Genomic DNA, 11,862 nt, shown 5'->3' with positions numbered 1-11,862 from the left:
CCGCGTGTTGACGATCAGGAACAGGTCGTCCTCGCGGCGCACGAACATCAGGTCGTCCAGAATGCCGCCCGCGTCGTTGAGCAGCAGGCCGTAGCGCTGGCGGTGTTCGCCCAGGCCCAGCACGTCCATGGGCAGCAGCGATTCCAGCGCCGCGCCGGCATCCGGGCCGCGCAGGCTGATCTGGCCCATGTGCGAGACATCGAACAGGCCTGCCGCCTCGCGGGTGTGCAGGTGCTCGGCCATCAGCCCCTGCGGGTATTGCACGGGCATGGAGTAGCCGGCAAACGGCACCATGCGCGCGCCCAGTTCCTGGTGCAGGTCGAACAGCGGGGTCCTGAGCAGATCGGTGGTGGAGGCAGCGGACAAGGAGGGCTCTCTTTCAGGCAAGGAACAAGGCATAACGCCATCCCGGTCCTCCGGGATGTGCTGCCCTGCTGTCCGCTTTACCTGAGAGATTCACCCGCACCTTCCATGCGTGGGGCTTGCTCCTTCGGTGGATGGGGCACACCGCCGTGCCCTGCATCTCTCTCCAGCTAGGAACGCCTGCGGCCGTGGCGGCAGGCGGTGCCAGTCCTTTTGCCTGAGCGTTCGGGGCGAACCCTGCGCCTTCGGCGGTGCCGCTGCCTGCGACCGTTGCGGCCGGGCGGGCACTCTCTCCTGACCGGCGCATTCTAGCTGCGGCCAGCGTCCGCGCGGCTTCGGGATTTCCGCGGGCCGACTGCAACTCCATGCGCTTGCCTGCATGGATGCATTTGCAAATTGCATAACTGTCTAAAAAATCTCCTACATTGAGGTGCATCGATATATGAAATCTCGTGAGCGAGAAGGAAGAAGCGCACATGCAGCAGACGCTGGGAGACACATTGGCCTGGCCGGCACGTTACCTGCCGAACAAGGAAGCCCTGGTCGCGTGGGAGGGCGGCGAGCGCCGCGCCTGGACCTACGCCCAGCTCGATGCCGAAGTCAACCGCCACGCCCACGGCCTGGCCGAGCTGGGCATAGGCCATGGCGACGTGGTCGCGGCCTTTCTCTACAACACGCCGGCCTTTGTTTTCACCATGCTGGCGGCCGCGCGCCTGGGCGCCATCTTCAACCCCATCAACTACCGGCTGGCGGCGCAGGAGCTGGCCTTCATCCTCAAGGACGGCGCAGCGCGCGCCCTGGTCTTCGAGCACGAGGGCGGCGAGGTGGCCGCACGCGCCCAGGCCCTGCTCAAGGCCGAAGGCGGCGGCACTGGCACGGGCATCGAGCACTGGATCTTTGCCGACGATGCCCCGGCCGACCCGCTGCCGGTCTGGGCCACGCAGCGCCTGTCCGCCCTGGCCAGGGGCCGCAGCAGCGCGCCGCCCCAGGCCCATGTGCGCGAGAGCGACCCCTGCATCCTCATGTACACCAGCGGCACCACGGGCCGGCCCAAGGGCGTGCTGCATACGCACCGCAGCAAGCTGGCGCACAACGCCCTCATGCACCAGACCATGCAGTTCACGCGCGACGACGTGGGCCTGGCCATGGCGCCGCTCAACCACACGGCCGAGCTGCACACCAGCTTTCTGCCGCGCCTGCAGGCCGGGGCCACCCAGGTGCTGCTGCGCCGCTTTGACGTGGCCGAGGCCTGGCGCCTGATCCGCGAAGAGCGCGTGAGCTTCTTCTTCGCGGCGCCCACCATGGTCACCATGCTGCTGGCCGACCCCATCGCCTCGCCTGAGCAGGCGCCCGCGCTGCGGCTGGTGGAGTACGGCGGCGCCTCCATGGCGCCGCACCTGATCCGCGAATGGACGCGCAAGGTCGGCAGCGACCTGGTCCAGGTCTACGGCACCACCGAGATGGGACCCTGCATGTCCATCCTCCTGCCGCGCGAGCAACTCTCGCACGCGGGCTCGGCCGGGCTGCCCTCCATGGGCCATGACCTCATCGTGGCCCGCTTGCGCGAAGACAACGCCCCCACCGACCCGGCCGAGGCCTGCCTGCCCGGCGAGGTGGGCGAAATCCTCGTGCGCGGCCCCTGCATGATGGCCGGCTACCTCAACCGCCCCGACGCCAACACCCGCGCCCTGGCGCACGGCTGGTACCACACGGGCGACCTGGGCCACATCGACGACGACGGCTATCTCTGGATCCGCGACCGCATCGACTACATGATCAATTCGGGTGCCGAGAACGTCTATCCCCGCGAAGTGGAAGACGCGCTGGTCGAGCATGCCGATGTGCTCGAGGTCGCCGTCATCGGCGAGGCCGACGAGCGCTGGGGCCAGATCGTCGCCGCCCACGTGGTCGCCAAGCCTGGCGCCACGCCCACGGCCGAGGCGCTGGACGCCTTCCTGGTCCATGGCGACCGCCTGGCTGCCTACAAGCGCCCGCGCCGCTACCACTTCCGCGAAGCCCTGCCCAAGACGGCCAGCGGGAAGATACAGAAGCAGTTGCTGAGGGTGGTGGTGGCAGCCTGAGGCTGCGGCCTGCGCTTACTTCTGCGCAGAACAGCACTGCGCCATCGAGTTGCGCAGCCACCGATGCATGGCATCCCCCTGCTTGCGCACATGCCAGGCCTGCTGGTAGGCAAACCGGGGCAGCTCCAGCGGCGGAGCGAAACGGCGCAGCGTTTTGTGGCGGCGCAGGTCGCCAATGGCGCGGCTGCCCACGGTCAGCACGAGGTCGGTGCCTGCCAGCACCTCCAGCGCCGCGCTCCAGTGGGGCAGGGCCAGCACCACGCGGCGGCTCAGGCCTTGGGCGGCCAGCGCCCGTTCGATCTCCTCGCTGGCGTCGGGCCGCATGGCCAGCATGACGTGCGGGCGCTGCAGCCAGTCCTGCAGTGACAGCCCGCCGCGTGCCGGCAGCACGGCCTGGTCGGCCACGCTCACGAACTGCTCCTGGAACAGATCCTGCACCTCGATGCCGTCGGGCAGGTCGGGTGCGTCGGGGAAGGGGCCCAGGGCCAGGTCCAGTTCGCCATCGGCCAGCTGGGCCAGCATCACCTCGCGCGTGGACTGGCTGATGGCCAGGTCCAGCCCGGGTGCGTGCTGGCGCAGATGCCGCATCAGCGGCGGCAGCACGATGCGCGATGCGTAGTCCGACAGCGCCAGCCGCAGCCGTCCGCGTGCGTGGGCCGGGTCGAACTCCGCCTGTGCCAGCAAGCCGTTGAGGCTGCCCAGCGCATCCGCCAGCGGTTGCACCAGGCCTTGCGCGCGTGCCGTCAGCGCCATGCGGCCACCGCGCCGCACCAGCAACGGGTCGCCCAGATGCTCGCGCAGCTGCGCCAGCGAATGGCTCATGGCCGGCTGGCTCTTGTGCAGCCGCAGGGCCGCGCGCGTCACATGTTTTTCGGCCAGCAGGGCGTGCAGGGCCAGCAGCAGGTTGAGGTCGATACGGCGCAGTTCATCCATGCCATGAATATAGAACGTGCACACAAACGATTTCCATTCATCCAGCGGATGCGAGAGCATTCAGGCATGGATTCACGAACAGGAAAAGGATGCTTTGCATGACAGGACGGAACACGATTTTGGCCATGGCCCCCGTGGGCATGGCACTGCTGGCTGGCGCCATCCTGCCGTTCCAGGCGGCGAGCAACGCCATGGTCGGGCGGGTGCTGGGCCATCCGCTGTGGGGCGCGCTGACTTCGCTGGCCGTGAGCGTGATGGTCGTCGTGCCCGCGCTCTGGGCCATGCGCGCGCCCACTCCCGCGGTGGCGCAGGCAGTCGCGGGGCCGTGGTGGCTATGGATAGGCGGCGTGCTGGGTGCCATCTATGTGGCCAGTGCGGCGGCCGTGACACCCAAGCTGGGCGCGGGCGGTTTTCTGGTCTGCGTGGTGGCGGGGCAGATCGTGGTTTCGGTGCTGGTGGACCATTTCGGCCTGATGGGCCTGGGCGCCAGGCCGGTCAATTGGTCGCGGCTGGCAGGGGTGGCGCTGATCCTGGGCGGCGTGTTCCTGGTGGTGCAGGGCGGGACGGCCCGTGCAGCGGCGGCGCCATGAGCGCCGCGAGCACGCCCTGCTTCAGGGGCAAAGGCCCCGGCCTTGCCCGCGTCAGGCGGGCATGCCCGGCGGCACGGCGGCCGGCCTTGCCGCTGGCGGACATTCCTGGCGGGCATCTGCCGTGCCGGGCAGGAGCCGGCCCAGCCGGATGACAAAGCAGGCCCCGCCTCCGGCAGCCGGCTGGAAGAACGCGTCGCCTGCGTGCAGCCTGGCGATGCGCCTGACCACGGACAGGCCCAGGCCATGCCCGTTGACGTGCCGGGTGGCGCTTGCGCGTTCATAGGGCTCGAAAACCTGTCTTGCCGCTTCGGGCGCAAGGCCCGGTCCCTGGTCGCTGACGGAAATCAGCAGGTCACCGGACGCATCGCAGCGGGCGGCCAGGGTGATGTCGCCCGCCTTGGCATATTTGATGGCGTTGCCGACAAGGTTGGAGATGGCGATGCGCACCAGGACAGGGTCGCATTGCCATTGCTGCGGGCCTTGTTCCAGATCCAGTTTCAGGCGATGCCGCCGGGACCAGCCGACGAGCTCTGCAGACTCCTCCAGGAGTTCATCCAATGGCGTCTGCTCCAGTTGCAGCCGGAACGCGCCCGCGTCCAGCCGGTCGTTGATCAGGCAGGTGTCCACCAGGGTCATCAGCCGGCGCGAGGCCCTGCGTATCTGGGACGCCTGCTCGATGAGGGAGTCCGCGTCCGTCGTCGGGAACGTCTGCAGTTCGGTCGCGGCGCCGTCCACGATCGTGAGTGGGGTGCGGAACTCGTGGTTGATCATGTTGAAGAACTGGCGCTGTTCCAGCCGCATCTCCCGCTCGCTGTGCAAGGCCGTCTGCAGGGCCTGCTGGGCCGTTTGCAGCTGTGCGGTGCGCTGCAGCACCTTGGACTCCAGCTCGCGCTCGGCCGCCTGGGCGCGTGACAGGGCCTGCATCCGCTCACTGCGCAGGGCGCGCTCCGCCACCCGCGTGCGGTTGGTCACCGCCATTCCCAGCAGGATGGCCTCGGAAACACGCCCGGCAAACCAGAGCATCTGGGCCGATGGCAGCGCGACATCGGGGAACAGGCCCTGGGTTCTCAGCAGGTTCAGGATGCCCAGGGCGGAAGGCACCGCAAACGCCAGCGCGCCCGGCAGGTACTGCCACTGCCTTCGAACCACCAGCAGGTACAGCACGAAGACCGCACCGAACGATGTGGACACCAGGGCCGTGAACACCACGGCACGCGAGATCTGCGCATAGCCCCCCAACAGTGCCAGGCCCAGTGCGATGGCATTCAGCCAGGCCACCACGCTGAAGAGGTGCGCAGCCCAGATCCAATGGCGACGGAACTCGAACAATTGACTGAAAAACACCGTCGCCACCACACAGAAGCTGCAGTAGGCGATGGACAGCGCATGCTGGGGCTGGTCGGCGCCGGGCAGCCACAGGCCTTCGGGCCGGTAACGGAAAGCAGCGTAGGCAAAACCGGCTGCCAGGAGCGCGGCGCAAAGAATGTAGAGCCTTTCCCTGAGCCAGCACCACAGGATCAGGCTCATCAGCGTGATGGCCAGGGCCGAGCCCATGTACGCGTAAAGCAGCATGGCGGCCGGCGCCATGCTCCTGCCGGGAAAGACCGCGATGCCCTGGGCTGCCTGGGGGTTGGGCAGCAAGCGGGTGAGCAGCGCCAGAAGCGCTGCGGCTGCCAGGGCTTGCGCCAGCCATCGCATTGCAGAATCCGTTGGCCAGTGCCTCCGGCGGCCTTCGGTGGGATTGTCTTGGGTGTGGATCAAGGGGCCGATTGGTTGATGTGGCGAGCGCCCATGCATGCCCGACGTCAGGGTCAGTGCATGGGCGTGCACGTTTGCGGGAGGCATTGTGCACCGGCCGCCGTTGCGGGAAAGCGCTGCCGGGTGTCTGCGGATGCCTGCCGGGTGCCCCAATGCAACAGGCCGCCCCACTGCGGATAAGCGGGGCGGCCTGTAACGGGTTCCTGAGGGGATCACGCATCCGGGCGCTGGCGGTAGTCGGCGGGGCTGGGTGAATGGTTTTGCTGCGCCGGTAAGCGTGCTCCCATGCAGACAAGTGTGCGCGTCTGGTCTCAGAAAATGCTGCTTTATTTCTTCAAAACAGGCGTTGCTACAGAAAATTATTCTGCGCCTGCCTGTTTTGCAGTAGATTGCCGGCCATGGACATCCTCGACAGAAAGATTCTTTCCGCCCTGCAGGCCAACGCGCGCGCCAGCCTGCAGGAAATCGGCGCCGCCGTGGGCCTGAGCGCTTCGCCCTGCTGGGCACGCATCAAGAAGCTGGAAGAGGCGGGGGTGATCGAGGGCTATACCGTGCGCCTGAACCCGCTGGCGCTGGGCCTGGGCGATACGGTGCTGGTGCAGGTCACGCTGGACAGCCATTCGGACAACACGCTGGAGAAATTCGGCGAGATGCTGGCGACCATTCCCGAGGTGGTGGAGGCGCATCTGGTCTCGGGCGAGTACGACTACCTGCTGCGCGTCGTCGTCAAGGACACGCGCGACTACGAGCGCCTGCTGCGCGAGAAGCTCTACAAGATCAAGGGCATACGCCACAGCCAGTCCAGCTTTGTGCTGCGCACGCTGAAGAAGGCGGACCTGCCGCTGGGGGTCTGAAGTCCATGCCTTCTGGCCAGGCGCCGCCGCCCGCTCCCTACCGCGAACACTCCCCGCCGCCCGCCTTGCAGCCGCACTTCCAGTGCCTGTGGAGCAGCACCGTGGCCTCGGACTATGCCGGCGGCTTTCTCGTGGTGCCCGATGGCTGCGTGGACATCGTCTGCAAAGGCGGGCAGCTGCTGGCCGTGGGGCCTGACAGGGTGGCTGCGCGGCCCGCGCTCGTGCCGGGGTCCGAGGTATGGGGGGCGCGCTTCGGCCCCGGTGCGGCCAGCGCCTGGCTGGGCCTGCCCATGGACGAGATCGTGGGGCAGGCGGTGGAACTGGGCGATCTGCTGGGGCCGCGCGCGCGCGAGTGGGTGCATCGCATCAACGATGCGCAGCCGGGCGCAGGGCAGGCCGTGTTCATCCATGGACTGGTGCAAATGGGCCGCGACGCCCCGGAGCCCGACCGGCAGGCCATGCAGCTGTTCGGTGTGGCGGCTGCAGCCGGGCGGGACGAATCCGGTGTGCTGGCCGCCATGCGCGCGCAGCTGAGCATGTCCGAGCGCAGCCTGCGCCGCCTGTGCCACGCGCAGTTTGGCTACGGCCCCAAGACGTTGGAGCGCGTGCTGCGCTTTCAGCGCCTGCTGGCCCTGGCACGGTCTGACCGGCAGGCAGGTCTTGCGGCCCTGGCGGCGGAGGCCGGCTATGCGGACCAGGCGCATCTGTCGCGCGAGGTGAGGGCGCTGTGCGGCATCACGCCCCGCGCTGCCTTGCAGCAACTGCTGGATTGAGCGGCCCGGCTGGCCGTTTTGTTCAAGATGCCATGCCCCTGCGTGGCCGATGATGGCGGCCTACCGACATTCAATGGAGCATCACATGGGCATCAGGGGCAACAACCACCAGATCGACAACATCGAATTCAACGTGGCCGACATCGCACGCAGCAAGGCGTTCTACGGCGAGGCCTTCGGCTGGACCTTCACAGACTACGGGCCGAGCTACACCGAGTTCAGCGACGGCCGGCTGACGGGCGGCTTCACCACGGGCGAGGAGGTGCGGCCCGGCGGCCCGCTGGTCATCCTCTACGCCGACGATCTGGCCGAGGCGCAGCGCCGCGTGGAAGCGGCCGGTGCCGTGATCAGCCGCGCGGTGTTCGCGTTCCCGGGGGGCCGCAGGTTCCACTTCACCGATCCGGACGGCTACGAGCTGGCCGTGTGGTCGGCCGATGCCTGAAAGACGACAGCCCGCATCTGCGGGCTGTTTTCATGGGGACTGGGAGGGCGTCAGTCGACGTTGGAGCCCAGCTGCATGTCCTTGTACTTCACGATGTGCGTGCCCTTGACCAGGCGGTAGCCGCCCCAGATCAGCAGGAACAACGGCAGGCCGATATAGGTGGCGACCACGCCGGTCCAGTCGATGCGGTCTGCCATGAAGGCCTCGTAGTTCTGGCCCAGCGTGATCACCATGCACAGCACGAAGGCGAAGATGGGGCCGAACGGGAACCACGATGCACGGTAGGGCAGCCGGTTCAGGTCCAGGCCCTGGGCCTCGTAGCCCTTGCGGAAGCGGTAGTGGCTGATGGCGATGCCCAGCCAGGCGATGAAGCCCGTCATGCCCGACAGATTCAGCAGCCAGATGTAGACCAGCTGGGGGCTGAAGATGTTGGTCAGAAAGCACAGCGCAGCCACGACCGTGGTGGCCAGCAGGGCCATCGTGGGCACGCCGCGCTTGTTGACGTACGAGAACATGCGCGGCGCCATGCGCTGGCAGGCCAGGGTGTAGAGCATGCGTGTGGAGGCGTACATGCCCGAGTTGCCGGCCGACAGCACCGAGGTCAGCACCACGGCGTTCATCACGGCGGCGGCCGACAGCAGGCCCGCGCGCTCGAAGACCAGGGTGAAGGGGCTGACGCTGATGTCGCCCAGGTCGTTCTTGAGCAGTTGCGGATCGGTGTAGGGGATCAGCAGGCTGATGACCAGGATGGCCAGGACGTAGAACAGCAAAATGCGCCAGAACACCTGGCGCACGGCGCGGGGCACGTTCTTGGCGGGGTTCTCGGATTCGCCAGCGGCAATGCCGATCAGCTCCGTGCCCTGGAAGGAAAAGCCCACGATCATGGCTACGCCGATCAGCGCCGAGAAACCGCCTGCAAAGGGCGCATCGCCCTGGCTCCACAGGGCAAAGTTGCCCCAGATGCCTTCAGGCGCGCCGCCCCGCACGATGCCCAGGATCATGAGCACGCCCACGCCGATGAAGAGGATGACGGTGGTCACCTTGATGGCGGCGAACCAGTACTCGGCCTCGCCGAAGCCTTTGACCGAGATGGCGTTGAGGCCGAACATGATGGCCAGGAACAGGGCGCTCCACAGCATGCCGTTGCCGTCGGGGAACCAGTAGGCCATGACCAGCTGGGCGGCCACCAGGTCCACGGCAATGGTGACGGCCCAGTTGTACCAGTAGTTCCAGCCCAGCGCGAAGCCGAAGCCTTCGTCCACGTAGCGCGCGCCGTAGGTGGCGAACGAGCCCGAGACGGGCAGGTTCGCGGCCATTTCGCCGAGGCTGGTCATGAGGAAGTAGACCATCAGGCCCACGATCATGTAGGCCAGCAGGGCGCCGCCGGGGCCGGCCTGCGAGATGGTGGCGCCCGAGGCAACGAAGAGGCCGGTGCCGATGGAGCCGCCGATGGCGATCATGGACAGATGCCGCGCCTTGAGTTCGCGCCTGAGTGCGGTGGGAGCGGCGTTCTTGGAGTTGTCTGCTGCCATGGATGTGTCGATGGTTGGATCAGATCCCGCGTGGCCGCTGGCCGGCGCGGGGGCAGGAATGCAAAACAGGTAAAAACAAAAGAGCCGCGCTGTCGCGGCCCCATCAAGGTGCATGCACCACGAAAAGGCGTGATTGTCCGAGAACGCAGCCATCGTGGAAAGGCAGCAGTTTAATCTCCCTTCACCCGCATAAGCCGATCTGAATCAGCACCCACTGTGTGTGCGGCGCCACGCCAGCTCGGCTGGCCGCTGCCGCCTCACCACTGTGTCTGCGCCAGCAGCAGTTGTGCCAGTGCCTTGATGCGCGGCGAAGCCTGGCGCGTGCGCGGGTAGACCAGGGACAGCTCGCGGGCGCGGCCTTCGTGCTGGGGCAGCAGCCGCACCAGCCTGCCCGCCTGCAGGTGCTCGCGCACCGCGAACTCCATGACCTGGGCCACGCCCAGGCCGCCCAGCGAGCCTTCCACCAGCGGGTCGCCGCTGTCGAAGGTCACGGTCTGCGGCGCAGGCCAGTCCAGCATCTCGCCATTGCCCGCCAGGAACTGCCAGGGCACGCGCCGGCCCAGGTAGTGGTTGTAGACGGCCATGCAGCTGTGCTGCGCCAGCTCCTGCAGCGTCTGCGGCGTGCCGCGCGCCGCCAGGTAGGCGGGCGAGGCCACGGTCACCCAGCGCAGCGGCGGCAGGGCGCGGGCGATCATGCGGCTGTCTGCCAGCGGGCCGATGCGCACGGCCGCGTCAAAGCCTTCTTCCACCATGTCCACCATGCGGTCGGTGAAGCTGGTGTCGATCTGCAATTGCGGATGCTCGCGCAGCAACTGCCCCAGCAGCGGCACCAGCACGATGCGGCCCAGCATGGACGGCGCCGTCATGCGCAGCACGCCGCTGGGCGCGCAGCGCCGGTCGCTGACCAGCTGGCGCGCCTCCTCCAGCCCGGCGATCAGCGGGGCGCAGCGGTCCACCAGCGCGCAGCCGTCTGGCGTGAGCGACACGCTGCGCGTATTGCGGTGCAGCAGCCGCGTGCCCAGGTCTTTCTCCAGCTGCGCCACGGCGCGCGATATGCGGGACTGGCTGGTTCCCAGCAGGCTTGCCGCCTGGGTGAAGCTGCGGCTTTCGGCCACCTTGATGAGCAATTGAACGGCGTTGAGGTCCATGGCGATGGCATGTTTGATTGATTCGATTTTGCATAAGAAAGATGAATATCTGATGTTTATCTTCAGAAATGCATTAATTAGGATCGCTCCCATGCTTGTGAACGACTCCCCCGCTGGCGCCCTGCGCCACTCGCGCGCCGCGCTGGCGCTGCTGTCCCTGTCCCAGTTGCTGATTGCGCTGGATGCCACCATCGTCTTCGTCGCGCTCGACGCCATGGGCCAGCAGCTGCAGATGGATGCGCACCACCTGCAATGGGTGGTCAGTGCCTACAGCGTGGCCTTTGGCGGCTGCCTGCTGCTGGGCGGGCGCTGTGCGGACCTGCTGGGCAAGCGGCGCATGTATGTGGCGGGGATGGCGCTGTTCGGCCTGGCCTCGCTGGTCGGCGGCTTCGCCTCCCAGCCCTGGCAACTGGTGCTGGGCCGCGCAGGGCAGGGCGTGGCAGGGGCGTTGCTGTTTCCGGCCACGCTGTCGCTGATCAATACCTTGTATGCGGCCGGGCCCGAGCGCAACCGCGCCCTGGCCGTGTGGAGCATGGCGTCGGCCGGCGGGCTGGCGGCCGGCGCGCTGCTGGGCGGCGTGCTCACGCAGACGCTGGGCTGGAACTGGGTGCTGTGGGTGCTGGTGCCCGTGGCCTGGCCGTGTGCCATGGCGGCGCTGCGCTTTCTGCCGCCCTCGGCCCGTACCGGGCGTGCCGCACCGGGCCAGGGCTTCGATCTGGCCGGCTGCCTGAGCGTGACCGTGGGCAGCAGCCTGCTGGTGACGGCCCTGGTGCAAGGCCCTGAATGGGGCTTTGCCAGCGCCGCCACGCTGGGGACGCTGGCCGTGGCCATGGCGGCGCTGGTCCTGTTCTGGCGCATCGAGGCGCGCATCGCCTCGCCGCTGATGCCGCTGTCCCTGCTGCGCGTGCCCAGCCTGCGCTCGGCCATGCTGCTGACCATGATCTTCATGAGCAGCTTTGGCGTGCAGTACTACTTTCTGGCGCTGTATTTCCAGCAGATCTACGGCTGGAGCCCGCTGCAGGCCGGCCTGGCCTTCCTGCTGCCCACGGCGGTCTGCACGCTGGGCATCCGCTGGGCCGAACACTGGCTGCACCGCTCCACGCCGCGCGCCGTGCTGATGGGGGGCTGGGCCGCAGGCACCCTCGGCCTGGCCTATATGGCCTGGGCGCTGCCGCTGGGCGGCAGCTATGTCTGGCTTGTGCCGGGCTTCGTGGTGCTCAGCCTGGGCCAGGGCGCGTGCTGGACCGCCATGTGGGTGGTGGCCGGCCAGGGCGTGGCGGCTGCGCAGCAGGGCGTGGCCTCGGGCATTGCGGCCACGGCCCAGCAGGTGGGCGCGGCGCTGGGGCTGGCCCTGCTGGTCATGGTGGCCACCGCGCCGCTGGCTGGAC

10 protein-coding genes, 1 pseudogene and 2 riboswitches are annotated in these 11,862 nt (G+C 67.9%); of the genes and pseudogenes, 6 read left to right on the top strand and 5 right to left on the bottom strand.

Translation table 11 applies throughout. The features are described from left to right. Positions 1 to 366, bottom strand: a pseudogene (gene gcvT / locus L995_RS18460) (glycine cleavage system aminomethyltransferase GcvT); the annotation flags it as partial. Positions 367 to 424: 58 nt separating this feature from the next. Further along, positions 425 to 543, bottom strand: a riboswitch (glycine riboswitch). A 15-nt stretch (positions 544 to 558) separates the two neighbouring features. Continuing rightward, a riboswitch (glycine riboswitch) is annotated at positions 559 to 670 on the bottom strand. Between the two features lie 169 nt (positions 671 to 839). On the opposite strand from gcvT, the gene L995_RS18455 reads away from it, so the two are divergent. Next, positions 840 to 2,444: a fatty acid--CoA ligase gene (locus L995_RS18455; RefSeq protein ID WP_047472924.1), complete on the top strand. Its 1,605-nt coding sequence runs from the start codon at positions 840 to 842 to the stop codon at positions 2,442 to 2,444. 15 nt (positions 2,445 to 2,459) lie between these two features. Here L995_RS18455 and L995_RS18450 read toward each other — a convergent pair whose 3' ends face one another. Continuing rightward, a complete protein-coding gene (locus L995_RS18450) occupies positions 2,460 to 3,377 on the bottom strand; it encodes a LysR family transcriptional regulator (protein WP_047472923.1) in 918 nt (305 codons plus the stop codon). Between the two features lie 98 nt (positions 3,378 to 3,475). On the opposite strand from L995_RS18450, the gene L995_RS18445 reads away from it, so the two are divergent. Then, positions 3,476 to 3,967: a DMT family transporter gene (locus tag L995_RS18445; protein ID WP_047472921.1), complete on the top strand. Its 492-nt coding sequence runs from the start codon at positions 3,476 to 3,478 to the stop codon at positions 3,965 to 3,967. 51 nt (positions 3,968 to 4,018) lie between these two features. On the opposite strand, the gene L995_RS18440 is transcribed toward L995_RS18445, so the two are convergent. After that, entirely contained in the window at positions 4,019 to 5,665 is a 1,647-nt protein-coding gene (locus L995_RS18440; RefSeq protein ID WP_047472920.1) for a sensor histidine kinase, read from the bottom strand. Between the two features lie 458 nt (positions 5,666 to 6,123). On the opposite strand from L995_RS18440, the gene L995_RS18435 reads away from it, so the two are divergent. The 3 genes from L995_RS18435 to L995_RS18425 all read left to right on the top strand — a co-directional run bounded on the left by L995_RS18435 (position 6,124) and on the right by L995_RS18425 (position 7,794). After that, on the top strand, positions 6,124 to 6,579 hold the full coding sequence (locus tag L995_RS18435; protein ID WP_012206124.1) for an Lrp/AsnC family transcriptional regulator: 456 nt from the start codon (positions 6,124 to 6,126) through the stop codon (positions 6,577 to 6,579). A gap of 5 nt (positions 6,580 to 6,584) precedes the next feature. Continuing rightward, entirely contained in the window at positions 6,585 to 7,352 is a 768-nt protein-coding gene (locus L995_RS18430; RefSeq protein ID WP_047472919.1) for a helix-turn-helix domain-containing protein, read from the top strand. Between the two features lie 85 nt (positions 7,353 to 7,437). After that, entirely contained in the window at positions 7,438 to 7,794 is a 357-nt protein-coding gene (locus L995_RS18425) for a VOC family protein (RefSeq protein WP_016446322.1), read from the top strand. 50 nt (positions 7,795 to 7,844) lie between these two features. On the opposite strand, the gene L995_RS18420 is transcribed toward L995_RS18425, so the two are convergent. Both L995_RS18420 and L995_RS18415 read right to left on the bottom strand, forming a co-directional pair. Then, positions 7,845 to 9,326 (bottom strand): amino acid permease, encoded by a 1,482-nt coding sequence (locus L995_RS18420; protein ID WP_047216913.1) that lies wholly within the window; start codon positions 9,324 to 9,326, stop codon positions 7,845 to 7,847. Positions 9,327 to 9,583: 257 nt separating this feature from the next. Beyond that, entirely contained in the window at positions 9,584 to 10,474 is an 891-nt protein-coding gene (locus tag L995_RS18415; protein WP_016446320.1) for a LysR family transcriptional regulator, read from the bottom strand. Positions 10,475 to 10,565: 91 nt separating this feature from the next. Between L995_RS18415 and L995_RS18410 the strand changes: the two genes are divergently transcribed. After that, positions 10,566 to 11,862 (top strand): MFS transporter (locus L995_RS18410; protein ID WP_047472918.1); only part of this gene is annotated, 1,297 nt, incomplete at its 3' end.

It is taken from the genome of Delftia sp. ZNC0008 (assembly GCF_000799035.1).
Classification (GTDB): domain Bacteria; phylum Pseudomonadota; class Gammaproteobacteria; order Burkholderiales; family Burkholderiaceae_C; genus Comamonas; species Comamonas tsuruhatensis.
The sequence above is the reverse complement of the archived record's forward strand: the minus strand, read 5'-3'. Positions and strand labels throughout refer to the sequence as shown.

Excerpts from the sequence above, each read along its gene's own strand:
- L995_RS18455 (WP_047472924.1), top strand. The coding sequence starts at position 840 with ATGCAGCAGACGCTGGGAGACACATTGGCCTGGCCGGCACGTTACCTG.
- L995_RS18450 (WP_047472923.1), bottom strand. The coding sequence starts at position 3,377 with ATGGATGAACTGCGCCGTATCGACCTCAACCTGCTGCTGGCCCTGCAC.
- L995_RS18445 (WP_047472921.1), top strand. The coding sequence starts at position 3,476 with ATGACAGGACGGAACACGATTTTGGCCATGGCCCCCGTGGGCATGGCA.
- L995_RS18440 (WP_047472920.1), bottom strand. The coding sequence starts at position 5,665 with ATGCGATGGCTGGCGCAAGCCCTGGCAGCCGCAGCGCTTCTGGCGCTG.
- L995_RS18435 (WP_012206124.1), top strand. The coding sequence starts at position 6,124 with ATGGACATCCTCGACAGAAAGATTCTTTCCGCCCTGCAGGCCAACGCG.
- L995_RS18430 (WP_047472919.1), top strand. The coding sequence starts at position 6,585 with ATGCCTTCTGGCCAGGCGCCGCCGCCCGCTCCCTACCGCGAACACTCC.
- L995_RS18425 (WP_016446322.1), top strand. The coding sequence starts at position 7,438 with ATGGGCATCAGGGGCAACAACCACCAGATCGACAACATCGAATTCAAC.
- L995_RS18420 (WP_047216913.1), bottom strand. The coding sequence starts at position 9,326 with ATGGCAGCAGACAACTCCAAGAACGCCGCTCCCACCGCACTCAGGCGC.
- L995_RS18415 (WP_016446320.1), bottom strand. The coding sequence starts at position 10,474 with ATGGACCTCAACGCCGTTCAATTGCTCATCAAGGTGGCCGAAAGCCGC.